Source organism: Pseudomonas sp. Q1-7 (assembly GCF_028010285.1).
GTDB lineage: Bacteria > Pseudomonadota > Gammaproteobacteria > Pseudomonadales > Pseudomonadaceae > Metapseudomonas.
This window is the reverse complement of record NZ_CP116304.1, coordinates 306,079-328,911: the sequence shown is the minus strand read 5'-3', so window position 1 is coordinate 328,911 and position 22,833 is coordinate 306,079. Positions and strand designations below refer to the sequence as shown.

Annotated in this window: 23 protein-coding genes; 12 read left to right on the top strand and 11 right to left on the bottom strand. The window is 65.1% G+C overall.

What is annotated here, in order from left to right:
- Positions 1–25: 25 nt before the first annotated feature.
- A complete protein-coding gene (gene ptsP / locus PJW05_RS01575; RefSeq protein ID WP_271410197.1) occupies positions 26–2,305 on the bottom strand; it encodes a phosphoenolpyruvate--protein phosphotransferase in 2,280 nt (759 codons plus the stop codon).
- A 22-nt stretch (positions 2,306–2,327) separates the two neighbouring features.
- Positions 2,328–2,807, bottom strand: coding sequence for an RNA pyrophosphohydrolase (locus tag PJW05_RS01570; protein WP_028629542.1), 480 nt, complete (start codon positions 2,805–2,807; stop codon positions 2,328–2,330).
- A 144-nt stretch (positions 2,808–2,951) separates the two neighbouring features.
- Between PJW05_RS01570 and PJW05_RS01565 the strand changes: the two genes are divergently transcribed.
- Positions 2,952–3,605: an HAD family hydrolase gene (locus PJW05_RS01565; protein WP_271410196.1), complete on the top strand. Its 654-nt coding sequence runs from the start codon at positions 2,952–2,954 to the stop codon at positions 3,603–3,605.
- A gap of 20 nt (positions 3,606–3,625) precedes the next feature.
- Here the strand turns inward: PJW05_RS01565 and PJW05_RS01560 are convergent, their stop codons facing one another.
- From PJW05_RS01560 to ilvA, 3 genes are all read right to left on the bottom strand, one after another.
- Complete coding sequence (locus tag PJW05_RS01560) at positions 3,626–4,093, bottom strand: DUF2269 domain-containing protein (RefSeq protein ID WP_271410195.1); 468 nt, start codon at positions 4,091–4,093, stop codon at positions 3,626–3,628.
- Between the two features lie 19 nt (positions 4,094–4,112).
- Positions 4,113–4,571: a DUF2269 family protein gene (locus tag PJW05_RS01555; protein WP_271410194.1), complete on the bottom strand. Its 459-nt coding sequence runs from the start codon at positions 4,569–4,571 to the stop codon at positions 4,113–4,115.
- Positions 4,572–4,647: 76 nt separating this feature from the next.
- Positions 4,648–6,162 carry a threonine ammonia-lyase, biosynthetic gene (gene ilvA, locus PJW05_RS01550; protein WP_271410193.1) on the bottom strand — a complete coding sequence of 505 codons (1,515 nt, stop codon included), beginning with the start codon at positions 6,160–6,162 and terminating at the stop codon, positions 4,648–4,650.
- A gap of 142 nt (positions 6,163–6,304) precedes the next feature.
- Here ilvA and rpiA point away from each other — a divergent pair, with 142 nt between their 5' ends.
- Both rpiA and PJW05_RS01540 read left to right on the top strand, forming a co-directional pair.
- On the top strand, positions 6,305–6,976 hold the full coding sequence (gene rpiA / locus PJW05_RS01545; RefSeq protein WP_271410192.1) for a ribose-5-phosphate isomerase RpiA: 672 nt from the start codon (positions 6,305–6,307) through the stop codon (positions 6,974–6,976).
- Between the two features lie 92 nt (positions 6,977–7,068).
- Positions 7,069–7,401: a YegP family protein gene (locus tag PJW05_RS01540; RefSeq protein WP_271410191.1), complete on the top strand. Its 333-nt coding sequence runs from the start codon at positions 7,069–7,071 to the stop codon at positions 7,399–7,401.
- Here the strand turns inward: PJW05_RS01540 and PJW05_RS01535 are convergent, their stop codons facing one another.
- Positions 7,402–8,325 carry an SdiA-regulated domain-containing protein gene (locus PJW05_RS01535; protein ID WP_271410190.1) on the bottom strand — a complete coding sequence of 308 codons (924 nt, stop codon included), beginning with the start codon at positions 8,323–8,325 and terminating at the stop codon, positions 7,402–7,404.
- A gap of 117 nt (positions 8,326–8,442) precedes the next feature.
- Between PJW05_RS01535 and PJW05_RS01530 the strand changes: the two genes are divergently transcribed.
- The 7 genes from PJW05_RS01530 (at position 8,443) to PJW05_RS01500 (ending at position 16,499) form a co-directional block, all read left to right on the top strand.
- The gene (locus tag PJW05_RS01530) at positions 8,443–9,459 is read left to right on the top strand and encodes an AraC family transcriptional regulator (RefSeq protein WP_271410189.1); all 1,017 of its coding nucleotides are present in this window, start codon (positions 8,443–8,445) and stop codon (positions 9,457–9,459) included.
- Between the two features lie 238 nt (positions 9,460–9,697).
- A complete protein-coding gene (locus PJW05_RS01525; protein WP_271410188.1) occupies positions 9,698–10,747 on the top strand; it encodes an ABC transporter ATP-binding protein in 1,050 nt (349 codons plus the stop codon).
- A complete protein-coding gene (locus PJW05_RS01520) occupies positions 10,744–11,658 on the top strand; it encodes an ABC transporter permease (RefSeq protein WP_271410187.1) in 915 nt (304 codons plus the stop codon). Before PJW05_RS01525 ends, PJW05_RS01520 begins: the two co-directional genes overlap by 4 nt.
- Positions 11,655–12,443 carry an ABC transporter permease gene (locus tag PJW05_RS01515; RefSeq protein WP_271410186.1) on the top strand — a complete coding sequence of 263 codons (789 nt, stop codon included), beginning with the start codon at positions 11,655–11,657 and terminating at the stop codon, positions 12,441–12,443. The genes PJW05_RS01520 and PJW05_RS01515 overlap by 4 nt, the downstream gene beginning before the upstream one ends.
- 29 nt (positions 12,444–12,472) lie before the next feature.
- The gene (locus PJW05_RS01510) at positions 12,473–13,516 is read left to right on the top strand and encodes an ABC transporter substrate-binding protein (protein WP_271410185.1); all 1,044 of its coding nucleotides are present in this window, start codon (positions 12,473–12,475) and stop codon (positions 13,514–13,516) included.
- A 526-nt stretch (positions 13,517–14,042) separates the two neighbouring features.
- Positions 14,043–15,434 (top strand): APC family permease, encoded by a 1,392-nt coding sequence (locus PJW05_RS01505; protein ID WP_271410184.1) that lies wholly within the window; start codon positions 14,043–14,045, stop codon positions 15,432–15,434.
- 33 nt (positions 15,435–15,467) lie between these two features.
- Positions 15,468–16,499 carry a histone deacetylase family protein gene (locus tag PJW05_RS01500; RefSeq protein ID WP_271410183.1) on the top strand — a complete coding sequence of 344 codons (1,032 nt, stop codon included), beginning with the start codon at positions 15,468–15,470 and terminating at the stop codon, positions 16,497–16,499.
- Positions 16,500–16,566: 67 nt separating this feature from the next.
- Here the strand turns inward: PJW05_RS01500 and PJW05_RS01495 are convergent, their stop codons facing one another.
- The 4 genes from PJW05_RS01495 to PJW05_RS01480 form a co-directional block, all read right to left on the bottom strand.
- Positions 16,567–16,914 (bottom strand): NirD/YgiW/YdeI family stress tolerance protein, encoded by a 348-nt coding sequence (locus PJW05_RS01495; RefSeq protein ID WP_271410182.1) that lies wholly within the window; start codon positions 16,912–16,914, stop codon positions 16,567–16,569.
- A gap of 102 nt (positions 16,915–17,016) precedes the next feature.
- Positions 17,017–17,949: an SdiA-regulated domain-containing protein gene (locus tag PJW05_RS01490; protein WP_442969201.1), complete on the bottom strand. Its 933-nt coding sequence runs from the start codon at positions 17,947–17,949 to the stop codon at positions 17,017–17,019.
- 85 nt (positions 17,950–18,034) lie between these two features.
- On the bottom strand, positions 18,035–18,700 hold the full coding sequence (locus PJW05_RS01485; protein ID WP_271410181.1) for a fumarylacetoacetate hydrolase family protein: 666 nt from the start codon (positions 18,698–18,700) through the stop codon (positions 18,035–18,037).
- A gap of 62 nt (positions 18,701–18,762) precedes the next feature.
- Positions 18,763–20,154: an FAD-binding oxidoreductase gene (locus PJW05_RS01480; protein ID WP_271410180.1), complete on the bottom strand. Its 1,392-nt coding sequence runs from the start codon at positions 20,152–20,154 to the stop codon at positions 18,763–18,765.
- A 187-nt stretch (positions 20,155–20,341) separates the two neighbouring features.
- Between PJW05_RS01480 and serA the strand changes: the two genes are divergently transcribed.
- On the top strand, positions 20,342–21,571 hold the full coding sequence (serA, locus tag PJW05_RS01475; protein WP_271410179.1) for a phosphoglycerate dehydrogenase: 1,230 nt from the start codon (positions 20,342–20,344) through the stop codon (positions 21,569–21,571).
- 176 nt (positions 21,572–21,747) lie between these two features.
- Here serA and PJW05_RS01470 read toward each other — a convergent pair whose 3' ends face one another.
- Complete coding sequence (locus PJW05_RS01470; protein WP_271410178.1) at positions 21,748–22,179, bottom strand: DUF4399 domain-containing protein; 432 nt, start codon at positions 22,177–22,179, stop codon at positions 21,748–21,750.
- 125 nt (positions 22,180–22,304) lie between these two features.
- Between PJW05_RS01470 and PJW05_RS01465 the strand changes: the two genes are divergently transcribed.
- The gene (locus tag PJW05_RS01465) at positions 22,305–22,832 is read left to right on the top strand and encodes a transporter substrate-binding domain-containing protein (RefSeq protein WP_271410177.1); all 528 of its coding nucleotides are present in this window, start codon (positions 22,305–22,307) and stop codon (positions 22,830–22,832) included.
- Position 22,833: the final 1 nt, after the last annotated feature.

The following is a 22,833-nucleotide window of genomic DNA, read 5'->3' as shown; positions in this document are numbered from 1 at the left end:
GATGATCCGAACTCGCGCCCCGACCTCAGGCCTGGATGGTCGCCGCCGGGTTGATCACCCGGCCCAGCCCCAGGTTGCGCAGGGCGAGATGCAACGAACTGTGGATGACCTGCGGGTTGTCGATGGCCATCAGCTGCTCCAACAGTTCCTTGGCCTTGCTCAGGGTGACCTGGCGCAACAGCCACTTCACTTTAGGCAGGTTGGTGGCGTTCATCGACAGGCTGTCGAAGCCCATGGCCAGCAGCAGCACGGCCGCAGCCGGATCGCCCGCCATCTCGCCGCAGATGCTCACCGGCTTGCCTTCGGCGTGGGCGTCGCCCACCACCTTCCTCAGCGCCTGCAGCACCGCCGGATGCAGGTAGTCGTAGAGGTCGGCGACGCGCGGGTTGTTGCGGTCTACCGCCAGCAGATACTGGGTCAGGTCGTTGGAGCCCACCGAGAGGAAGTCCACCTGCCGCGCCAGCTCCTTGGTCTGGTACACGGCGGCGGGGATCTCCACCATCACCCCAATCGGCGGCATGGGGATATCCACCCCCTCGTCGCGCACTTCGCCCCAGGCGCGGTGGATCAGGTGCAGGGCCTCTTCCAGCTCATGGATGCCGGAAATCATCGGCAGCAGGATCTTCAGGTTTTCCAGGCCTTCACTGGCCTTGAGCATGGCTCGCACCTGGACCAGGAAGATTTCCGGATGGTCGAGGGTGACGCGGATTCCGCGCCAGCCGAGGAAGGGGTTGCTTTCCTTGATGGGGAAATAGGACAGCGCCTTGTCGCCGCCGATGTCCAGGGTACGCATGGTCACCGGCAGCGGGTGGAAGGCGGCGAGCTGCTCGCGGTAGATGGCGAGCTGCTCTTTTTCGCTGGGGAAGCGCTCGTTGATCATGAACGGCACTTCGGTGCGGTACAGGCCGACGCCTTCGGCGCCACGCTCCTGGGCGCGGGTCACGTCGGCGAGCAGGCCGGTGTTCACCCAGAGCGGCATGCGATGGCCGTCGAGGGTCTCGCAGGGCAGGCTGCGCAGGGCATCCAGCCCCTTGACCAGCTGACGTTCCTCTTCCACCACTTCGCTGTACTGCTTGCGCAGCTCGGGCGAGGGGTTGGTGAAGACTTCGCCGTGGTAGCCGTCGACGATCATGTCGATGCCGTCGACCTTGGAATACGGCAGGTCGACCACGCCCATCACGGTGGGGATGCCCATGGCACGGGCGAGGATGGCGACGTGGGAGTTACCCGAGCCCAGCACGGAGACCAGGCCCACCAGTTTGCCTTCCGGCACTTCGCCGAGCATGGCCGGGGACAGCTCCTCGCTGACCAGGATGGTGTTCTCCTGGTAGACCAGGTTCTGCTTGCGCTCTTCCTGCAGGTAGGCGAGCAGGCGGCGACCGAGATCCTTGACGTCGGAGGCGCGCTCGCGGAGGTAGGCATCGTCCATCAGTTCGAAGCGCGTGACGTGTTCCATCACCACCTGGCGCAGGGCGCCCTGGGCCCACTGGCCGGTACGGATCACACGCTTGACCTCCAGGCCGATGGAGGCGTCGTCGAGCATCATCAGGTAGACGTCGAAGAGGGCGCGTTCTTCGGGCCGCAACTGGGTTTCCAGCTTGCTGGAGAGCCGGCGCATGTCTTCGCGCACCGCCTCCAGGGCCTGCTTGAAGCGTTCGACCTCGGCTTCGATGTCATCCACCGCACGGTCGGGCACCACTTCCAGATCGGCCGGCGGCAGCACCACCACCGCCGTGCCCACGGCGGCGCCCGGGGCCCCGGGAACACCGACGAACTTGGCTTCCTGGGTACCCTTGCCCTGGCGGCCCAGGCCACGGATGGTGCCAGTGGCTTCGGCATGGGCGATCACGCCGGCGAGCTGCGCACTCATGGTGACGAGGAAGGCTTCCTCGCCCTCGTCGAACTGACGGCGCTCCTTTTGCTGCACCACCAATACCCCCATCACCCGGCGGTGGTGGATGATCGGCGCGCCAAGGAAGGAGGCGAAGCGTTCTTCGCCGGTTTCGGCAAAGTAGCGGTAGCGGGGGTGGTCGGCGGCGTGCTCGAGGTTCAGCGGCTCCTCGCGGGTGCCCACCAGGCCGACGAGGCCTTCGTTGGGGGCCATGCTGACCTTGCCGATGGAGCGCTTGTTCAGGCCTTCGGTGGCCATGAGCACGAAACGGTTGGATTCCGGGTCCAGCAGGTAGACCGAGCAGACTTGGCTGCCCATGGCCTCCTTGACCCGCTGCACGATGATCGCCAACGCCGCCTTCAGATCCTTGGCGGCGTTCACTTCCTGAACGATCTTGCGCAGCGTGTTGAGCATGGCTAGGCTGCCTTTCTCCGGGTCAGTCTTGCGCCAGCAGGCGCGGTGCTAGTTCCTTCAGGGCGCGGCGATAGACTTCACGCTTGAATGTCACCACCTGGCCCAGGGGGTACCAGTAACTGACCCATCGCCAGCCGTCGAACTCCGGCTTGCCGGTCAGGTCCATCCGTACCTTGTTCTCATCCGACTGCAAACGCAGCAGGAACCACTTCTGTTTCTGGCCGATGCACAACGGCTGGCTGTTGGTGCGCACCAGGCGCTGGGGCAGACGATAGCGCAACCAGCCGCGGGTGCAGGCAAGAATCTTCACATCCTGCTCTTCCAGGCCGACTTCTTCGTTCAACTCCCGGAAAAGTGCCTCTTCGGGCGTCTCCCGCGGATTGATCCCGCCTTGCGGGAACTGCCAGGCATCCTGATTGATACGCCGGGCCCAAAGCACCTGCCCGACATCATTGGCGAGAATGATGCCGACATTCGGGCGGAAACCATCGGAATCGATCACGGCACTCAACCTCGCAAACGCATGTTCCGGCATTGTTCCATAAAGCCCGCAAACGCAGCAACGCGAGCCTTTCTCGTGATGGGCAGCCCCATTGAAAGCGGCTATTCTGGCCGCCCTTCGAAGCCTCCCTGCAGGAATCACGACGTGCGCCTGGCTCTTTTCGACCTCGACAATACCCTGCTGGGCGGCGACAGCGACCACGCCTGGGGCGACTACCTCTGCGAGCGCGGCATCCTCGACGGGATTGCCTACAAGGCGCGCAACGATGCGTTCTACCAGGACTACCTGGCGGGTCGCCTGGAGATCCGCGACTACCTCAACTTCAGCCTGGAGATCCTTGGCCGCACCGAGATGGGACAACTCGACCAATGGCATCGCGAGTTCATGCGCGACTGCATCGAACCCATCATCCTGCCCAAGGCCGAGGCCCTGCTGGCCGAGCACCGCGCCGCCGGCGACAAGCTGCTGATCATCACCGCCACCAACCGTTTCGTCACCGCGCCGATCGCCCGGCGCCTGGGCGTTGAAACCCTGCTGGCCACCGAATGCGAGATGGCCGGCGGCCGCTACACCGGCCGCACCACCGATGTGCCGTGCTTCCGCGAAGGCAAGGTGACCCGACTCGCCCGCTGGCTGGGAGAGACCGGCTTCAGCCTGGAGGACAGCAGCTTCTACAGCGACTCGCTGAACGACTTGCCGCTGCTGGAGCAGGTGACCCGCCCGGTGGCGGTGGACCCTGACCCGAAACTCCGCGCCGAAGCAGAGAGGCGCGGCTGGCCGGTGATTTCCCTGCGCTAGGTCCTGCCGTGCGCAGCCGCTCAGAGCGGCTTGATCACCATCAGCGCGTAGACCGCCACCAGCACCCCCAGCAGAAATACCGCCAGCCAAGTGCGTAAGACCAGATAAGCCGCAATCGCCGGCGCGAGCGGCTGGCCGTCCCGCAGAGCCCGGCGCGCCCGATTGCGGATGCGTACCTGGAGCCAGAACAGCGGTAGCCAGCAGAGCGCCGCCAACAGGTAAAGCCCGGTACTCCACAGCAACCAGAGCTGGCCCACGGGCCATCCACCCACCTTGGCCAGTGCCAGGCCGGTCAGCGGCAACAGCATGGCGGAACTGGCGATGAACCAGAGATCCAGCCGCACAAGCGAGGAAAAGGTCATGGCGACCTGTTGGGGGTCTCCGACCTTGCGCGCCCGATGGGCGAAGAACAACCCGACCGCCATCGTACCGAGCAGCACGGCGGCCAACAGGCCATGGACAGTCTTGAGGAGGAAGTAGAGGGTCATGCGAGCCTGGCGCCGCGCCTCAGAGCGGTTTGGCCAGCATCAGCGCCAGCACGGCGAGAAACAGCAGCAGACCGCACGCGCCATACACGGCGCCGAACTTCAGGCTGCGTCGCACCGGACCGGCCGCCGGCCCGCCCTCGGCGAGCGCCTGTTCCCGCAGCCGCGCGATGCGGCCGAACAGCAGCAGCCAGGCAATGCAGCCGAACAGATAAAGGATGGCGCCACCCAGCAACCAGGTCTGGCCAAGCGGCAGGCCTGCCAGGTCGACCATCCACCAACCGCTGACCGGCAGCGACGCGCCGACCAGAATCAGCAACGGTACGCCGATCAGCAGGATGCGCCGCAGGCTGGACCCGAGCAGGTCGGCATCGCCAGAGCGAAAGTTGCGCCAGCCGTACCAGGCCAGCCCCGCCAGCCCGCCGAAGAACAGCAGGGTGGCCAGGCCGTGGAGGATACGCAACAGCAGGTAGTTTTCCATGAAACGGGTCCTTGTCAGGCGTGGGCGGCTGAGTCAAAGCCTAGCAGCCGCCCGCTCCGCCGCAGCGACGCCCCGCTCAGCCGAGGAAGAGCTGGTAAGCAGGGTTGTCGCTCTCATCCCAATAGGGGTAGCCGATGGCATCCAGTGCCTCGCGCACCTGGCCGCGCTCTTCCGCCGGCACCTGCAGCCCAGCCACCACGCGGCCGTCGGCGGCGCCGTGATTGCGATAGTGGAACATGGTGATGTTCCAACGGCCGCCCAGCTTGTGGAGGAAGTTGAACAGCGCGCCCGGACGCTCGGGGAACTCGAAGCGGAAGACCAACTCGTCGCTGATACGCACCGCATGGCCACCCACCATGTGGCGGATATGCAGCTTGGCCAGTTCGTTGTCGGTCAGGTCCAGCACCGGGAAACCCTGGGCACGCAGGTTGTCCACCAGCGCCGCGCGCGGGTCGGTTTCCGGGTGGGTCTGCACACCGACGAAGATGTGCGCCTCGGCGTCGGTGTTGTAGCGGTAGTTGAATTCGGTGATCTGGCGCTTGCCGATGGCCTCGCAGAAGGCCTTGAAGCTGCCAGGGCGCTCCGGGATGGTCACGGCGATGATCGCCTCGCGCTTTTCACCCAGCTCGGCACGCTCGGCCACGTGGCGCAGCCGGTCGAAGTTGATGTTGGCGCCGGAGTCGATCGCCACCAGGGTGTGGTCACGCACGCCCTCGCGCTCGACATACTTCTTGATCCCGGCCACCGCCAGGGCGCCGGCGGGTTCGGTGATGGAGCGGGTATCGTCGTAGATGTCCTTGATCGCCGCACAGATTTCGTCGGTGCTGACGGTGATCACCTCATCCACGTACCGCTTGCAGATATCGAAGGTGTGCTGGCCGATCTGCGCCACCGCCACGCCATCGGCGAACAGTCCGACCTGGCCGAGCACCACGCGCTCGCCGGCAGCCAGGGCGGCCTGCAGGCAATTGGAGTCATCCGGCTCGACGCCGATCACCTTCACCTCGGGACGCAGGTATTTGACGAAGGCGGCGATGCCCGCCACCAGGCCGCCACCGCCCACCGGGACGAAGATCGCGTCCAGGCGGCCGGGGTGCTGGCGGAGGATTTCCATCGCCACCGTACCCTGGCCGGCGATCACTTCCGGGTCGTCGTAGGGGTGGATGTAGACGTAGCCCTTCTCTTCCACCAGCTTCAGCGAGTGGGCCAGGGCGTCGGGGAAGGCGTCGCCGTGCAGCACCACTTTGCCGCCGCGGGCACGCACGCCCTGCACCTTCAGTTCCGGCGTGGTGCGCGGCATCACGATGGTCGCCTTCACGCCCAGCTCGCGCGCCGCCAGGGCCACGCCCTGGGCATGGTTGCCGGCCGAAGCGGTGACCACGCCGCGCGCCAGTTCCTCGCGGGACAGCTGGGCGATCTTGTTGTACGCGCCGCGAATCTTGAAGGAGTAGACCGGCTGCAGGTCCTCGCGCTTGAGCAGGATCTGGTTGCCCAGGCGCTCGGTGAGCTGACGGGCGGGCTGCAGGGGCGTTTCCACGGCGACGTCGTAGACGCGCGAGGTCAGGGTCTTCTTCACGTATTCTTCAAGCATCGCGGCTTCACTGGCGGGCATTTCACGGGAAGCGCGAGTCTACCCCAGGGATTCGTCGGGCGACCACAGAGATTGCGGGGTTTTACCCGGCCGACCGGCTATAATCCGCGCCCTCGACTCTCCTCCATTCGGACCCCACAGCATGACCCAGGACCAGCTCAAGCAGGCCGTTGCCCAGGCCGCCATCGACGTCATCCTCCCCAAGCTCGATGAGAAGAGCATCATCGGCGTCGGCACCGGCTCCACCGCCAACTTCTTCATCGACCTGCTGGCCCAGCACAAGATGGCCTTCGATGGCGCCGTGGCCAGTTCCGAGGCCACCGCCCAGCGCCTCAAGGGCCACGGCATCCCGGTGTATGACCTGAACAGCGTTGGCGACCTCGAGTTCTACGTCGACGGTGCCGATGAGAGCAACGAGCGCCTCGAACTGATCAAGGGCGGCGGCGCGGCGCTGACCCGCGAGAAGATCGTCGCCGCCGTGGCCAAGACCTTCATCTGCATCGCCGACGGGAGCAAGCTGGTCCCGCTGCTCGGCGCCTTCCCGCTGCCGGTGGAAGTCATCCCCATGGCCCGCAGCCATGTGGCGCGCCAGTTGGTGAAACTGGGCGGCGACCCGGTCTACCGCGAGGGCGTGCTGACCGATAACGGCAACATCATCCTCGACGTGCACAACCTGCAAATCGACAGCCCGGTGCAGCTCGAAGAGCAGATCAACAACATCGTCGGCGTGGTCACCAACGGCCTGTTCGCCGCGCGCCCGGCCGACCTGCTGCTGCTCGGCACCCAGGACGGCGTGAAACACCTCACCGCCTGAGGCGGCGTCCCGGCCTGCGGGAAAGCGTCTAGATTTGATGGCACGGCGCCGGATGGCGCCGTTCACCGCCAATGAACAGAGGAGACGCACCCATGGCCGGGAAATTCCACCTGAAGAAGGCCAGCGACGGCCAGTTCCACTTCAACCTGAACGCCGGCAACGGCGAGACCATCCTCACCAGCGAGCTGTACAAGGCCAAGGATTCCGCCCTGAACGGCATCGAATCGGTGCGCAAGAACGCCGCTCGCGACGGCGCCTTCGAAAGCAAGGCCGCCAGCAACGGCAAGTTCTATTTCGTCCTCAAGGCCACCAACGGCCAGGTCATCGGCCAGAGCCAGATGTACGCCAGCGCCGCCAGCGCCAGTGCGGGCATCGAGTCAGTGAAGCACAACGCACCCGGCGCCACCCTCGACGACCAGAGCTGATCAGTCGCGCGCCGGCTTGCGGAACACGTAGAACAGGTTCGGCTCGCTGACCAGGTAGAGGTTGCCTTCGTTATCCATGGCCACGCCTTCGGCCTGCGGCACCGCCCGCTGCAGGCCGTGCATGCCGCGCAGCAGGGACAGGGTGCTGATCGGCTTGCCGTCGGCGTTCAGTTCCAGCACCAGCCGGGACTCGTCGGACAGCGCCAGCAAATGGCCGCTGCCCTCATCGTATTGCAGGCTGGACAGGTCACGGACGAACAGACGCGCGTCGCGCTTGGGATCGTCCACCACGTGGACGGCGAACGGCTTGTCCGCATTGGTGTGGGGAAAGCCGTGGATCTCGTAGATGCGCACCGGGTCGCGCTCCTTGGCCACGAACAGGCGCTGGCCGACCGAGTCGTAGGCCAGGCCCTCGAAGCCCTTGTTACCGGAGCGGTCGATCCCGAGGGACAACTGCTGGGATTCGCCGGCATCGATGCGCGTGGTGTTTTCCTCCACGCGCACCTTGATGAGGCGCTGCAAGCGCTCGTCGGTGATCACGTAGACGCCCTTGCTGATGTACTCGATCGCCTCCGGGTCGCCGAATCCGACGAGCTCGATGCGGCGGATCAGGTGTCCATCCAGGGACAGTTCGATGATTTCCGGGCGCTGGTTGGTGACGGTGAAGAGGCTGTGGCGGTTCGGGTCGTAGGTCAGGGCGGAAACGTCGTCCGACAACCCTTCGATGGGTTTGGCCTCGATGGCGACCCGGTAATCCGGCAGCCAGATGGAGCGGTCCCGCCATTCGGAGGCGTGGCGCCATTCTTGCAGGACGAACAGGCCCCGTTCGAAGAGCCGGAACTGCTGGGCGGCGATGCCGAGCAGCACCAGAATCAGCAGCAAGATGGCGGCCACCAGCCGCCGCGGGGTCACGAGAGCACGCATCGGAAAAGGACTCAGGGTTCAGGACGCGCCGAAGGATACAGAGCCCCTTGGAACTCTGCCTGAACTGAAGCTTAACGCGCGAAATGCGACCGTGCGCGTTACAGAAGGGGACGGAAAATGGCTACCGCACTGCTACCGGAAGCACGCGCACTCACCACCCTGCACACCATCGCCCTGGCCGTCGCGACCCTGGCCGACAGCGACATCGACAGAAGCCGCCTGCTGGACGGCAGCGGCGTCGCCTGTACCGACCTCGACACGCCCGACAAGCTCATCAGCCATGCCCAGGAACTGCGCGTGTTCGCCAACGCGCTGGCCAGCACCCGCGACCCGGCCCTGGGGCTCTCCCTCGGCCTGCGCATGCACGTATCCGCCTACGGCATGCTCGGCTACACCATGCTCGCCAGCCGCACCCTGCGCGACGCCCTCACCCTGGCCCTCGGCCACCCGGCGCTGCTGGGGACCTACTTCAAGCTGAGCCTGGAGGAGCAGGGCGCCGAGGCCCGTCTGGTAGCCGACGGCTACCGCTACGCACCGGAGCTGACGGTGTTCAACACCGAGCTGTGCCTGAGCTCGCTGCTCACCGTGGTGCAGGACCTGCTCGGCACCAGCATCCACCCGACGCGCGTCTGCCTGGCCTATCGTCCGCCGCTGTACGCCGCCAGCCACGCGCAGATCCTGGGCTGCCCGGTGGAGTTCGGCGCGCCGCGCAATGCGCTCTGCTTCGACGCGGCCCTGCTCGAACGCCCCCTGCCGCTGGCCGACCCGGTCACCTGCCATTACGGCCTGCAGCAATGCCTGAAGCTGGACGCCCAGCTCAGCAGCCGTCACGACATGCTCGACCAGATACGCCAGCACCTGGCCAATCACCTGCGCGAGGCCTGCGACCTGGACAGCGTGGCGCGCCAACTGCACCGCTCCGAACGCACCCTGCGCCGCCACCTGCAGCGGCTGAACACCAGCTTCCAGCGCCTGCTGGACGAAGTACGCTACGACAAGGCGCGCCAGTTGCTGGCGCAGACCGACCTGCCCATCTACCTGATCGCCGAGCAGCTCGGCTACAGCGAAACCGCCAGTTTCCGCCATGCCTTCCAGCGCTGGAGCGGGCAGTCGCCAAGCCTGTATCGGCGCTGACCCATTCCTGAGGCTGAAACTTCCTTGTGTGGGGGGCGAATTCATTCGCCCCTACAGCTTCTGCGCCCCTGCGACGCCCGTCACACCCCCACAACTTGGCCGGAAATATCCCCTTTTGACCTGATCTATCGTTCTTAACCGGACAGGGCTGCTGACAGAATCGGGACAAACAAGGGCCGCTTCATCAGCGAGAGAAGAAAAGCCCAATAAGAACAAACCCTTAGAGCTTGTGATCAGCATGACCAGCGCGATCAGTGTCGACCGTGTGTGCATGGAGTTCGGCGATCCTGGGCAGGGCGTGAAGGCCCTCGACGATGTGTCCCTGGAAATCCGCGCCAACGAGTTCTTCACCCTCCTCGGTCCCTCCGGCTGCGGCAAGACCACCCTCCTGCGACTCATCGCCGGCTTCGAGCAGCCCAGCACCGGCACGATCCGCCTCTACGGCGAAGCGATGCAGGGCCTCCCGCCTTTTCGCCGGCCGGTCAACACCGTGTTCCAGAGCTACGCCCTGTTCCCCCACATGACGGTGGCGCAGAACATCGGCTTCGGCCTGGAGATGCGTGGCCTCGGGCGCCAAGAGATCGACGCCACGGTGCAGCGCATGCTGGAGCTGGTGAAACTGCCGGATGTGGGCGGGCGCCGCGCCGACCAGCTGTCCGGCGGCCAGCAACAGCGCATCGCCCTGGCCCGCGCCCTGGCCAACAAGCCCAAGGTGCTGCTGCTGGACGAATCCCTCTCGGCGCTGGACCAGAAGCTGCGCAAGGAGATGCAGATCGAGCTCAAGCGCCTGCAGCACGAAACCGGCATCACCTTCATCTTCGTCACCCACGACCAGGAAGAAGCCCTGACCATGTCCGACCGCATTGCCGTCATGAGCAAGGGCCGCATTCTCCAGGTCGGCACACCCACGGAAATCTACGAGGCCCCGCTGAACCGCACGGTGGCGGACTTCATCGGCGAAACCAACTTCCTCGAAGGCGAGGCCCTGGAGCGCGGGGTGCTGCTGCCCGACGGCCAACTGCTCAGCGCCTATAGCCCGCGACGCGGCGCGGTGACCCTGGCGATCCGCCCGGAGCGCACCTGCCTCGACGACCAGGGCAACCTGGCCGGCGAGATCGAGAACGTGGTGTATGTCGGCACCGACACCGTCTACCACCTCAACGTCGCCGGCCAGAGCGGCTTCCGCGTGCGCCAGCAGAACCGCAACGGCGCGCTGACCGCCCACTCCGCCGGTGAGAAAGTGCGGGTGCAGGTGCCCAGCGAAGCCGTCCGGGTGCTGCCTGAATGAGCACCCTGCGCGCCCAGGCGGCAGTTCGCCAACTGCGCCGGCGCCTGCTGCTCACCAGCCCGGCCATGCTCGCCCTGCTGGCCTTCCTGGTGCTGCCGCTGGGGATCATGTTCCTGGTGTCGATCCTGGCGCCCGGCGATTACGGCGGCGTGAAGTGGGACCAGTATTCCGTAGAGGCCTACATCAACTTCCTCTACGAGCGCGATCTGGATGACAGCCTGGTGTTCAATACCGACTACCTGCAGATCTTCCAGCGTTCTTTCTGGCTTTCGGTGCTGACCACCTTCGGTTGCCTGCTGATCGGCTTCCCCACCGCGCTCTACCTGGCCCTGCAGAGCGAGCGCAGGCGCAACCTGCTGCTGTTCCTGGTCACGGTCCCCTTCTGGACCAATCTGCTGGTGCGGGTCTACGCCTGGATCCTGCTGTTGCGCAATGGCGGCCTGGTGGACAGCGGCCTCGGCGTGTTCGGCCTGTCGGACGGCGCCCTGGGATTGCTCTACACCGATGTCGCTGTGGTCATCGGCCTGCTCTACAGCTTCCTGCCCTTCATGGTGCTGCCCATCTACACCAGCCTGGAAAAGCTCGACTGGCGCCTGGTGGAGGCCGCCTTCGACCTGGGCGCCAACCGCTTCCAGGCCTTGCGCCGGGTCATCGTGCCGCTGGCCATGCCGGGGATAATCGCCGGGGCGATCCTGGTGTTCATCCCTTCGCTGGGCAACTACATCATTCCCGAGCTGCTGGGGGGCGGTAAGTCGCTGATGATCGGCAACCTGATCCAGCTGCAGTTCGGCGCCTCCCACAACTGGCCACTGGGCGCGGCGCTGTCCTTCGCCCTGCTCGGCTTCGTGCTGCTGGCGATGCTGCTCTACAGCCTGCGCTTCAAGCCGGGCGCCGCCGGGGGCCATCCATGAACATGCGCAACCCGCTCTGGCGCTTCACCGGGGTACGCCCCACCGCCTGGCTATTCTTCGCCTTCCTCTACGTGCCGATCCTGGTGCTGGTGGCGCTGAGCTTCAATGGCGGCCAGTCGGCGACCATCTGGGAAAGCTTCAGCCTCAAGTGGTACTCGGTGGTGGCCAACGACCCGGAAATTGTCCGCGCGGCGAAGAACTCGCTGATCGTCGCCACCTTCGCCACCCTGATCGCCACCGCGCTGGCCACCCTGGCGGCCCTCGGCATGCGCGGCCGCGCTTTCCGCGGGCAGACGCTGATGAGCGGGGTGCTCGGCCTGCCGCTGCTGGTGCCGGAGATCGTCACGGCGGTCGCCACCCTGATGTTCTTCGCCTTCATCGGCCTCAAGCTGTCGCTGTTCACCATCCTCATCGCCCACGTGGTGTTCTGCATTCCCTTCGCCTACCTGCCGATCCGCGCCCGCCTGGAAGGCATGGACCCACGCCTGGCGGAGGCCGCCGCCGACCTCTACGCCTCGCCCTGGAAGGCCTTCTGGAAGGTGACCTTCCCGCTGCTGATGCCCGGCATCCTCTCCGGGGCGATGCTGGCCTTCATCATCTCCATGGACGACTTCGTCATCACCTACTTCGTCGCCGGGGCCGGCGCCACCACCTTGCCGGTGTACATCTTCAGTTCGATACGGATGGGTATCTCGCCGAAGATCAACGCCATTTCCTCGATCATCCTCGTGATTTCCATAGCTTTCGTTGCATTGTCCTACTACGTCGGGCAGCGCAAGCGCTGACCCGTCCACGACCCGCAAGGAGCTTGACCATGACCCGTCGTACCCCGCTTGCCCTCGCCCTCCTGCTCGCCACCGGCCTGGCCGGTTCCGCCCAGGCCGCAGGCACCCTGCACTTCGCCAACTGGTCGGACTATTACCCACCGGAACTCCTGAAGAAGTTCGAGCAGGACACCGGGATCAAGGCCACCCTGGACGCGTACGACAGCAACGAGACCCTGCTGGCCAAGCTCAAGGCCGGCGGCGGCGCCTACGACGTGGTGGTGCCGTCGGACAGCTTCATCCAGATCATGGCCGGCGACGGGCTGCTGCAGAAGTTCGACAAGTCCAAGCTGCCCAACCTGAAGAACCTCAAGGCCAACTTCCAGACCCTCGACTTCGACCCCGGCCACGACTACAGCGTGCCCTATCTCTGGGGCACCACCGGCTACAGCTACGACAGCCAGCAGGTGCCCGGCGGCAAGCTGGATGAAAGCTGGAAGCCCTTCTTCGAGCCGCCGGCCGAACTGAAGGGCAAGGCGGTGGCGCTGAACTCGATCGAAGACCTGTACATCGCCGCCTCCCACTACCTGTCCATCGACCAGTGCACCGAGGACCCGAAGGACGCGAAGAAGATCCAGGACCTGCTGCTGGCGCAGAAGCCGCTGCTGGCCATGTACAACAGCGACGGCACCATCGAGCGCATGGCCGCCGGCGAAGTCGCCATGCACATGCAGTGGAACGGCGCCTTCCACCGCGCCCACGCCCAGCGCGACAGCCTGGTCTACGTCTATCCGCAGGAAGGCATCCATGTCTTCATCGACAACTTCGTGATCCCCAAGGACGCGGTGAACGTGGAAGAGGCCCACGTCTTCATCAACTGGATGATGCAGCCGGAAAACATCGCCGCCGCCTCCAACTTCGCCAAGTACAACAACGCCGTGGAAGGCTCGGACAAGTTCATGGAGCAGGCGCTGTTCGACGACCCGGCCATCAACACCCCGCAGGACAAGCTGGACCGCCTGCGCACCTTCAAGCTCTGCTCGCCAAAAGCCCTGTCCCTGCGCAGCAAGGTGTGGACCAAGCTCAAGAAGTAAAAGCAAGGACCGTAGGATGGCGTAGAGCGAAGCGAACCCCATCGACGAAGGTGATGGGGTTCGCAAGCTGCACCCATCCTACGCACCACGCGCGGCGGGTCCGACATCTGCTCGTTGGGCCTCGCAAGCTCGGACCAGCGTGGCCCGCACCAACCTACCGGCGAGCGCATTCAAACCATTCCACACGGCCATGCAAGTTGGCCATCTCGATCCCTTATTGACCCTTTGCAGGGTTATGCCCCCGGTGCGTCGCTGACAGAATCGAACGGCATGCGACTAGCAGGCGCCCACAGCAGGCGCCGATTCAACAAGAACAATGGCTAGAGAGAAACGACGATGTCCCGCGCACTTTCGATCCGCACCGCCTTCGCCTCCACCGTCCCACCGATACCTCGCCCCTCCCCTTACTGACTGCCCGCGCACCGCCGGATGCGCAACGGACCCGGCCTCGCACCTGCATGGATCGCCCGCACCGCGACCCAGGCGCCGCCCAGCGGCGCTCAGTAAAGCCTTGGAGAGAAGAACAATGACTATCCCTTCCGCCAGCCTCGACACCCGCACCGGGCTGCCCAGCGACTACGCCCACAGCGCCCAGGGCACGGCCCTCAGGCGAATCCTCGGGCTGCCCGCCCTGGTGTTCTTCGGCCTGGTCTACATGGTGCCGCTGACCATCTTCACCACCTACGGCGTAGTCACCGAAATGACCGGCGGCCGCACCGCCCTGGCCTACGTGGTGACCCTGCTGGCGATGATCTTCACCGCCCTGTCCTACAGCTACATGGTGCGCCGCTATCCCATTGCCGGTTCGGCCTATTCCTATACCAGCCTGAGTTTCGGCCCCGGCGTGGGCTTTCTCGCCGGCTGGTCGCTGCTGCTGGATTACCTGTTCCTGCCGATGATCAATTACCTGGTGATCGGCCTCTTCCTCAACATCGCCTTCCCCGAAGTGCCGGCCTGGGTCTTCGTGGTGGGCGCCATCGGCCTGGTGACAGTGCTCAACGTGTTGGGCATCAGCTCGGTATCGGGCATGAGCAACCTGATCGTCATTGCCCAACTGGTGTTCGTCGCGGTCTTCCTGGCCATGGCCGGAAAAAGCCTCATGGGTGCGCCCATCGACTTCAGCGCCCCCTTCATCGGCGACGGCAGCCAGCCCGGCCTGGCGCCGCTGATGGCCGGTGCGGCGGTGCTCTGCCTGTCCTTCCTCGGCTTCGACGCAGTCTCCACCCTGGCCGAGGAGGCCCGCGACCCGAAACGCGACATCCCGCGCGCCATCGTCATCACCACCCTCAGCGCCGGCGTGCTGTTCTTCGTCCTCGCCCTGATCGCCCAACTGGTGTTTCCGGGAAGCCGCTTCCAGGACGTGGACGCCGCCGCCAACGAAGTGATGCTGCAGGCCGGCGGCCAGTTCCTCGCGGCCTTCTTCACCGCCACCTATGTGGCCGGCGCCGCCGGCTCGGCCCTGGCGTCCCAGGCCTCGGTTGCGCGCATTCTCTACAGCATGGGCCGCGACGGCATCCTGCCGCGTCGCCTGTTCGGCACCCTGTCCGCGCGCTTCCAGACGCCCACCGCCGCCATCCTGATCGTCTCCCTGGTATCGCTGCTGGCGGTGACCATCGACCTCGCCACCCTGGCCTCGATGATCAGCTTCGGTGCCCTTGTGGCCTTCTCCGCGGTGAACCTGGCGGTGATCCGCACCTACCTGTTCGACGGCCGCCCTCGAACCGGTGCCGACCTGCTGCGCTACGGCCTGGTCCCGCTGATCGGCTTCGCCCTGATCGCCTGGCTCTGGACCAGCCTGTCGGCCCTGACCCTGGCCATCGGCCTGGGCTGGTTCGCCGTCGGCCTGGCCTACCTTGCCGTGCAGACCGGCGGTTTCCGTCGCCCCGCGCCGCACGTGCAGTTTTCCGAGCACGAATGAACCCGATAATGCGCTAGCCGCAAGGAGACGCCGATGCTGACGATCTACACCGATGACCACCACCTGCACCACGGCAAGCACGAGCTGATCGGTGGCCAGTTCACCCCCTGTTTCGAGAAGCCCAGCCGCGCCGACATGGTGCTGGACCGCGCCAAGGCGGTGAAGCTGGGCGCCATCCAGGCGCCCACCGACTTCGGTCTGTCACCCATCCTGCGGGTGCACAGCGAAGGCTTCGTCAACTTTCTCCGGAATGCCTGGAGTGATTGGCAGGCCAAGGGCCGCAGCCACGACATGTTGCCCATCGCCTGGCCGACCCGGCGCCTGCGCCAGGTGGAGCCCACCGATATCGACGGCCGCCTCGGCTACTACTCCTTCGACGCCGGCGCGCCGATCACCGCCGGCACCTGGCAGGCCATCACCAGCTCGGCCAACGTCGCCCTCACCGGTCAGGCCGAACTGCGCAAGGGCGCGCGCGGCATCTTCTCCCTCTGCCGCCCGCCGGGCCACCACGCCGCCGCCGACTACATGGGCGGCTACTGCTACCTGAACAACGCGGCCATCGCCGTGCAGGCGATGCTAGACGCGGGGGCGAAACGGATCGCCGTGCTGGATGTGGACTACCACCACGGCAACGGCACCCAGGACATTTTCTACGACCGCGCCGATGTGCTGTTCACCTCGATCCACGGCGATCCGCGCTTCGAGTACCCCTACTACCTCGGCTTCGCCGACGAGAAAGGATTGGGTGTGGGCGAGGGATTCAACTTCAATTACCCACTGGCCTCGGGCAGCGACTGGTCGGTGTGGAGCCTGGCGCTCGCCGACGCCTGCCGGCGGATCGCCGAATACGCACCGGACGCGCTGGTGGTGTCGCTGGGGGTGGATACCTTCAAGGAGGACCCCATCTCGCAGTTCAAGCTGGACAGCCCGGACTACCTGCGTATGGGCGAGATCATCGGCAAGCTCGGCCTGCAGACGCTCTTCGTGATGGAGGGGGGTTATGCGGTGGAGGAAATCGGCATCAACGCAATCAACGTGTTGCAGGGGTTCGACAGCGTGGCGTGACCCCAGCCGAGAGCCCGATGCATGTGGGGGCGAATTCATTCGCCCCCACAGGGTTTGTCGCACTAACTCAGTTCACCCGCTCGACAAACTCCACATCCACTTCGCGGCCCATCAGGTCGCGATCCACTTCGCCAGTCAGCTTGACGGTGTCCTTCTCGCCAATGCTCTGGGGCGGCCAGTCTTCGTCGTCGATTTCCACCTTCATGGTGCCGGTGGCGTCCTTGAACTCATAGATATCGCCCTTGATGCGGCGAACGATCTGCCCTTGCAGCACCACCGGCGCATCGTCGGCGGCTTCCAGGGCAGCGGCGACGGTGTTGATCTGGGCGGTGGCGCCGGGGCCGGTGTAGCTGCTGGCCAGGACGGCAGTGGAGAACAGAGGGGCGGCCAGCAGGGCGAGGTAGTGGGCTTTCATGGTGGTGATCCCGTTGTGTGGTTGATGGGATCAGGCTAGGGCCGCTGGCTGAATCGAGGCTTAAAAGCGCCTTAAGCGAAGCTTAACCGCCCCATCGAAGCATCAGCCCTTGTCGACGCTGGCCGCCCGTTCCTTGCGGAACACGTAGAACAGGTTCGGCTCGCTGACCACGTAGATATCGCCGCGCTCGTCCATGGCCACGCCTTCGGCACGGGGAATACGACGCTCCAGACCGTTCATGCCGCCGAGCAGGCTGATGAAGCTGATCGGCTCGCCCTGTTCGTCCAGTTCCAGCAGCAGGTTGGACTGGGCGGAGAGCACCAGCAGGTGGCCGGTGCGCGGGTCGATGCTGAGGGCGGACAGGTTCCGCATGCCCAGGCCATAGCTGGGCAGGGGGTGCAGTCCTTCGTCCAGCGCCTCGTTGCCGTCGCTGCCGAGGCTGAACAGGGCGACCGGGCCACGTTCCTTGCCGAGGATCAGCCGCCCCTTGGCCGGGTCCCAGGCGATGCCTTCGAAGCCCTTGTTGCCCGAATCGGGAAAGCCCAGGTCGAACTCCGGCGTGCTGCCGGCGTTCAGCTCACGGGTTTGCGAGTCCAGCTCGAAGATCGACAAGGTGCGGCGGCGCTCGTCGGTCACCGCCACATGGCCGTGCTCCAGCACGGCCACGCCTTCGGGATTGGAGAAGCCATTCAGCGGAATCTTGCGCAGCACCTCACCGTCGCGGCTCAGCTCTACCAGGGTCGGCGACTTGCCGGTGACGGTGAACAGGGTGCCGGTGACCGGGTTGTAGGCCAGGTCGGAGGTTTCGTCTTCTTCCAGGCCCGCCAGGGGCTTGCCCTGCAGCACGGCCTTGTAGCCCGGCAGCCAGATGCTGGCGGCGCGCTGCGCCTGGCTCAGCTGCTGCTCGCCCAGCCAGACTAGGGCACGGTCGTCCCAGTGCATGTAACGGGTAAGCGCGGCGGTGCCGGCCAGGGCGGCAACCAGTCCCAACATCAGCCGGCGGCGGCGGATGAACGGCGGGAAACGGAAAGGCATCGGGTACTACTCGGCGATGAGGTCGCCAAGAGAAAGCCATATGCCGGTTAAAGTTCCGTGAACCCCCCGCCGCCGGTCGGCCGGATCAGATGACCCGGCTGTCGAAAGCGCTGTGCCCCACCAGCTCCAGCACCAGTTCGTCGCCCGGGTTCAGCGGGCCGACACCCACGGGGGTGCCGGTGAGGATCACATCGCCCGGCTGCAGGCTGAAATGCCCGGCCATGTGCCGGATCAGCGGCAGGATGGGGTTGAGCATGTCGCGGCTGTTGCCGTCCTGGCGGATTTCACCATTGATGGTCAGGCGGATGCCGATGTCGTCCAGTTGTTCGGGCGCATCGCCCGGCACGAAGGGCGCCAGCACGCAGGCACCATCGAAGGACTTGGCGATTTCCCAGGGCAGCCCCTTTTCCTTCAGCTTCGCCTGCACGTCGCGCAGGGTCAGGTCCAGGGCCGGGGCGAAACCGGAGATGGCGTCGCGCACTTCCTCTTCATCGGGATGGCGGGACAGCGGCTTGCCGATCAGCACGGCGATTTCCGCTTCGTAGTGCACCGCGCCGCGATCCCGGGGAATGCTGAAGCCGCCGGCCAGCGGCACCACGCAGGACCCCGGCTTGATGAACAGCAGCGGCTCGGTGGGCACGGGGTTGTTCAGTTCCCGGGCGTGTTCGGCGTAGTTGCGGCCGACGCAGACCACCTTGCCCAGGGAAAAATGTATGGGGGTGCCATCGACGTACTGATGCTGGTAGCTCATTGACCGACTCCTGAACGGTGTCCATACGAAACAGGCGGTGGATCGCTCCACCTCCTGCCTGCTCAACTGAAAATCTTTCCGGGGTTCATGATGCCGTTGGGATCGAACACCGCCTTGATCGCCTTCATCACCGCGATCTCCGGCTCCGAGCGGCTGTAGCCGAGGTAGTCACGCTTGGTCATGCCCACGCCATGCTCGGCGGAAATGGAGCCGTTGTACTTCTGCACGGTCTCGAACACCCACTTGTTCACAGTGGCGCACTTGGCGAAGAACTCGTCCTTGGACAGGTTGTCCGGCTTGAGGATGTTCAGGTGCAGGTTGCCGTCGCCGATGTGGCCGAACCAGACCACTTCGAAGTCCGGGTAGTTGGCTTCGACGATGGCGTCGATGTCGTGCAGGAACGCCGGCACCTTGGAGACGGTGACCGAGATGTCGTTCTTGTACGGCGTCCAGTGGGAGATGGTCTCGGAGATGTACTCGCGCAGTTTCCACAGGTTCTGCAGCTGCTGTTCGCTCTGGCTCATCACGCCGTCCAGCACCCAGCCCTGCTCGACGCAATGCTCGAAGGTGGCCAGGGCATCGTTGGCGATCTCTTCCGACGCGGCCTCGAACTCCAGCAGCGCGTAGAAGGGGCATTCGGTCTCGAAGGGCGCCGGCACGTCGCCACGGGCCAGGACCTTGGCCATGGCCTTGTCGGAGAAGAATTCGAAGGCGGTGAGATCCAGCTTGCTCTGGAAGGCATGCAGCACCGGCATGATGGAGTCCAGGTCGGGCGAGCCGAGGACCATGGCGGTGAGGTTCTTCGGGGCACGGTCCAGGCGCATGGTGGCTTCCACCACGAAGCCCAGGGTGCCCTCGGCGCCGATGAACAGTTGGCGCATGTCGTAGCCGGTCGCGTTCTTGATCAGGTCGCGGTTCAGCTCCAGCAGGTCGCCGGCACCAGTGACCACTTTCAGACCGGCTACCCAGTTACGGGTCATGCCGTAGCGAATCACCTTGATCCCACCGGCATTGGTGCCGATGTTGCCGCCAAGCTGGCTGGAGCCGGCGGACGCGAAGTCCACCGGGTAGTACAAGCCCTTTTCCTCGGCGAAATTCTGCAGCTGCTCAGTGACCACGCCCGGCTGGCAAACCACGGTGCGGTCGAATTCGTTGAATTCGAGGATCTGATTCATGTAGTCGAAGGCGACAACCACCTCGCCATTGGCCGCCACGGCGGCGGCGGAGAGGCCGGTACGGCCGCCGGAGGGGACCAGCGCCACCTTGTGCTGGTTGGCCCAGCGAACGATGGCCTGCACCTGCTCGATGCTCTTGGGGAAGACGATGGCGCTGGGCGCGGGGGCGAAATGCTTGGTCCAGTCCTTGCCGTACGCCTCCAGGGACGCAGCGTCGGTCAGGATCTTGCCGGGCTCAACCAGGGTCTTCAGCTCTTCGATCAGGGCAGCGTTGGTCATCAGCGGAACTCTCAAATCATTCATGGTCGCCCTGAGAACGATTCAGGTCGCAACCGAGCAAGGGAAAAGGAGATCATGCTAGCATACGCACCCCGCGAATCGTGCGCTGCAGCCGATTTTACGGGTCGCAGCCAACTTCCCCCACGGCCCGCTTCTGTCATTTTTACCGGGATACATAGGTACGCAGATGAGCAAGACCTCTCTCGAAAAGAGCAAGATCAAGTTCCTTCTTCTCGAAGGCGTCCACCAGAATGCCGTGGACACCCTGAAGGCCGCCGGTTACACCAATATCGAGTACCTCAAGGGCGCCCTTTCGGGTGAAGAACTGAAAGAAAAGATCGCCGACGTCCACTTCATCGGCATCCGCTCGCGCACCCAGCTCACCGAAGAGGTGTTCGACTGCGCCAAGAAGCTCATCGCCGTCGGCTGCTTCTGCATCGGCACCAACCAGGTCAACCTGAACGCTGCCCGCGAGCGCGGCATCGCCGTGTTCAACGCGCCCTATTCCAACACCCGCTCCGTCGCCGAGCTGGTGCTGGCCGAAGCCATCCTGCTGCTGCGCGGCATCCCGGAAAAGAACGCCTCCTGCCATCGCGGCGGCTGGATCAAGTCGGCGGCCAACTCCTTTGAAATCCGTGGCAAGAAGCTGGGTATCGTCGGCTACGGCTCCATCGGCACCCAGCTCTCGGTCCTGGCCGAAGCCCTGGGCATGCAGGTGTACTTCTATGACACCGTGACCAAGCTGCCGCTGGGCAATGCCACCCAGGTGGGCAACCTGCACGAGCTGCTCGGCATGAGCGACATCGTCTCCCTGCACGTGCCCGAGCTGCCGTCCACCCAGTGGATGATCGGCGAGAAGGAAATCCGCGCCATCAAGAAGGGCGGCATCCTGATCAACGCCGCGCGCGGCACCGTAGTCAAGCTGGACGCCCTGGCCGAAGCCATCAAGGACGAGCACCTGATCGGCGCCGCCATCGACGTGTTCCCGGTCGAGCCCAAGTCCAACGACGAGGAATTCGAAAGCCCGCTGCGTGGCCTGGACCGCGTGATCCTGACCCCGCACATCGGCGGCTCCACCGCCGAGGCCCAGGCCAACATCGGCCTGGAAGTGGCCGAGAAGCTGGTCAAGTACAGCGACAACGGCACCTCGGTGTCCTCGGTCAACTTCCCCGAAGTGGCCCTGCCGTCCCACCCGGGCAAGCACCGCCTGCTGCACATCCACCAGAACGTGCCGGGCGTGATGAGCGAGATCAACAAGGTGTTCGCCGACAACGGCATCAACATCTCCGGCCAGTACCTGCAGACCGACGAGAAGGTCGGCTACGTGGTGATCGACGTCGATGCCGAGTACTCGGACCTGGCGCTGGAGAAGCTGCAGCACGTGAACGGCACGATCCGCAGCCGCGTCCTGTTCTGAACAGGGACTGCTGCGCGTCGGCGCTATTGCATTGGAAACAGCCTCGGAGAGGCTCCTTTACAGTCGTAAACGCCGCTCTCCTCAGCTGTTTCTGCCTTGTTCGCGAGCCGCTAAGCGGAACGGGCTGGACATGAAAAAAGGGAGGCCTCGGCCTCCCTTTTTGCTGTCCCGCGTCTTTACTGGACGATCACGGTGATCTCTTTCGAGATCACCGCCGGCGCCAGCGGCACGTGGTTCCTGTCGCCCACCAGCAATTGCAGCGTGTGCTTGCCGGGTGGCAGGGTCAGTTGGGTTTCCGTCTGCCCCTTGCCGAAATGGCGCAGGCTGTCGGTCATCGGTAACGGCATATCCATGGCCGGTGCTTCATCCTGGTCGATCAGCAGGTGATGATGGCCGGTGGCGGGCGCATCGACGCCGGCCGGCGCGACGCCCATGCCCTTGAGACCGAACTTGACGGTGAAGGTCTGGCCGACGGTGGCACCATCGGCCGGTTCGATGAAGTACACCTGCGCGCCTTCGGGTGCCGGGGTGCGTGGCACGGCCGCCAGGGTGGCGGTGGCGGCGCCCAGCAGCAGGGCGCCCAGGCTCAGGAAAGACAAAGTCCTCATGACACATCTCCATGTTTTGTGAGCGAGATTCCAGACTCCGTGCAACCAGATAGGTTCACTCGCTGTCCGAGCAAGGCGCCCGATTCGCGCCGGTCGAAACCCCTGACAAGAATGAGGAAGTCCCCATGCGTCCGCTGTACTGCCTGCCTGCCCTGTTCGCCCTGCTGAGCCCCCTGGCCCAGGCGGAACTGCTCGACGATGTGTGGGAACGCGGCAGCCTGCGCATCGCCCTGGCGGATGACAATCCGCCCTACGGTTTCCACGAGGACGGCAAGCTGGCCGGCTTCGATGTGGAACTGGGACGCGCCCTGGCGGCGGAGCTGAATGTCGAGGCGGACCTGCTGGTGGAAGACGGCGACAAGATACTGGAAGGTCTGCGGAGCGGCCGCTACGACATCGCCCTGGCCCCGTCGCTGGCACCGGCACAAGGCCAGGACGCCCTGGAGTTCAGCGAACCCTATGCCTTCCCCCTGGCTGAGGCCGAAGGCAGCGCGGCGCAGCCGATGGCGATTCCCTTGCAGAAAGGCAACCCGGCCTTCCGCGACAAGCTCAACCGGGTCCTGGCCAAGCTGCGCAGCGAGGGCCGGCTCGCGACCCTGTCGGAGCACTGGCTGGGCCGGGACCTCAGCCAGCCGCCCGCCGCGTCGCGCTGAA

Bases quoted from the DNA above. Each gene is read 5' to 3' on its own strand.
- PJW05_RS01490 (WP_442969201.1), bottom strand. From the start codon at position 17,949: ATGCCTTTCCGTTTCCCGCCGTTCATCCGCCGCCGCCGGCTGATGTTG.
- ilvA (WP_271410193.1), bottom strand. From the start codon at position 6,162: ATGCTTGAAGAATACGTGAAGAAGACCCTGACCTCGCGCGTCTACGAC.
- PJW05_RS01520 (WP_271410187.1), top strand. From the start codon at position 10,744: ATGAGCACCCTGCGCGCCCAGGCGGCAGTTCGCCAACTGCGCCGGCGC.
- PJW05_RS01530 (WP_271410189.1), top strand. From the start codon at position 8,443: ATGGCTACCGCACTGCTACCGGAAGCACGCGCACTCACCACCCTGCAC.
- ptsP (WP_271410197.1), bottom strand. From the start codon at position 2,305: ATGCTCAACACGCTGCGCAAGATCGTTCAGGAAGTGAACGCCGCCAAG.
- PJW05_RS01485 (WP_271410181.1), bottom strand. From the start codon at position 18,700: ATGAGCTACCAGCATCAGTACGTCGATGGCACCCCCATACATTTTTCC.
- PJW05_RS01555 (WP_271410194.1), bottom strand. From the start codon at position 4,571: ATGGAAAACTACCTGCTGTTGCGTATCCTCCACGGCCTGGCCACCCTG.
- serA (WP_271410179.1), top strand. From the start codon at position 20,342: ATGAGCAAGACCTCTCTCGAAAAGAGCAAGATCAAGTTCCTTCTTCTC.
- PJW05_RS01470 (WP_271410178.1), bottom strand. From the start codon at position 22,179: ATGAGGACTTTGTCTTTCCTGAGCCTGGGCGCCCTGCTGCTGGGCGCC.
- PJW05_RS01495 (WP_271410182.1), bottom strand. From the start codon at position 16,914: ATGAAAGCCCACTACCTCGCCCTGCTGGCCGCCCCTCTGTTCTCCACT.
- PJW05_RS01515 (WP_271410186.1), top strand. From the start codon at position 11,655: ATGAACATGCGCAACCCGCTCTGGCGCTTCACCGGGGTACGCCCCACC.
- PJW05_RS01560 (WP_271410195.1), bottom strand. From the start codon at position 4,093: ATGACCCTCTACTTCCTCCTCAAGACTGTCCATGGCCTGTTGGCCGCC.
- PJW05_RS01540 (WP_271410191.1), top strand. From the start codon at position 7,069: ATGGCCGGGAAATTCCACCTGAAGAAGGCCAGCGACGGCCAGTTCCAC.
- PJW05_RS01465 (WP_271410177.1), top strand. From the start codon at position 22,305: ATGCGTCCGCTGTACTGCCTGCCTGCCCTGTTCGCCCTGCTGAGCCCC.
- PJW05_RS01505 (WP_271410184.1), top strand. From the start codon at position 14,043: ATGACTATCCCTTCCGCCAGCCTCGACACCCGCACCGGGCTGCCCAGC.
- rpiA (WP_271410192.1), top strand. From the start codon at position 6,305: ATGACCCAGGACCAGCTCAAGCAGGCCGTTGCCCAGGCCGCCATCGAC.
- PJW05_RS01500 (WP_271410183.1), top strand. From the start codon at position 15,468: ATGCTGACGATCTACACCGATGACCACCACCTGCACCACGGCAAGCAC.
- PJW05_RS01525 (WP_271410188.1), top strand. From the start codon at position 9,698: ATGACCAGCGCGATCAGTGTCGACCGTGTGTGCATGGAGTTCGGCGAT.
- PJW05_RS01480 (WP_271410180.1), bottom strand. From the start codon at position 20,154: ATGACCAACGCTGCCCTGATCGAAGAGCTGAAGACCCTGGTTGAGCCC.
- PJW05_RS01510 (WP_271410185.1), top strand. From the start codon at position 12,473: ATGACCCGTCGTACCCCGCTTGCCCTCGCCCTCCTGCTCGCCACCGGC.
- PJW05_RS01535 (WP_271410190.1), bottom strand. From the start codon at position 8,325: ATGCGTGCTCTCGTGACCCCGCGGCGGCTGGTGGCCGCCATCTTGCTG.